Annotated in this window: 1 protein-coding gene; it reads left to right on the plus strand. The window is 38.3% G+C overall.

The annotated features are described in order from the left end of the window. The coding region (locus BPMYX0001_RS28160; protein ID WP_033799522.1) for a serine hydrolase at positions 1-436 on the plus strand (436 nt) is incomplete at its 5' end. Between the last annotated feature and the right edge of the window lie 327 nt (positions 437-763).

A 763-nucleotide genomic window follows, 5' to 3' on the forward strand; every position in this document is an offset into this window, starting at 1 on the left:
GGGCAATTCAAGCGTTATTCCAGGCACCAACCATGCCCGTGGATATGTCCAACCAGACGGAGCAAGTGAGCTAAAAGACGTTACTTATTATAACCCAAGTATAGCTAGCTCGGCTGGAGATATGATCTCTACTGCTGACGACTTAAACAAATTCTTCTCTTACTTACTCAGTGGCAAATTACTGAAGGAACAGCAATTAAAACAAATGCTTACTACAGTTCCTACAGGAAGTGCTGAAATCAGCGGATATGGTCTTGGAATCTATGAAACTAAGCTTCCAAACGGTGTCTCGATATGGGGACACACAGGTAGCATTCCAGGGTTTGTTACTCTTGTTGGGGGTACACTTGGAGGCAAGCATACGTTGGCCGTCAATTTGAACAGTATGGGTAAAGCTAACTTTAAAAATATTTTACTTGCTGAATTTAGCAAGTAGGCAAAAAGGAAGAACGGATAAATTTTGTCATATTTTTTATAGTTAAACATATACCTTTCTGGTTCAAAAACCCCCAACTTACTCTAAAAAATAATTTTTTGGGTTTTTGGAATTACGGTGGCACCCCAATGTTATTCAAGGAAAAGAAGTAATTTCTGGGGTTAACATACATGTAAAAAAAGAGGGATTTACCGTTTGTTAGGACAGAATAGCGTTTGTAAAAATAATAATTATGAAGATGATTACAAATTCAATGTTGACCTTTTGTCACTGGTAGAGATGATAGCTGTGTGGTTAGTGTGAAACAGCAAGCAACCACCTATCCAA

The organism is Bacillus pseudomycoides DSM 12442 (genome assembly GCF_000161455.1).
GTDB classification, from domain to species: Bacteria; Bacillota; Bacilli; order Bacillales; family Bacillaceae_G; genus Bacillus_A; species Bacillus_A pseudomycoides.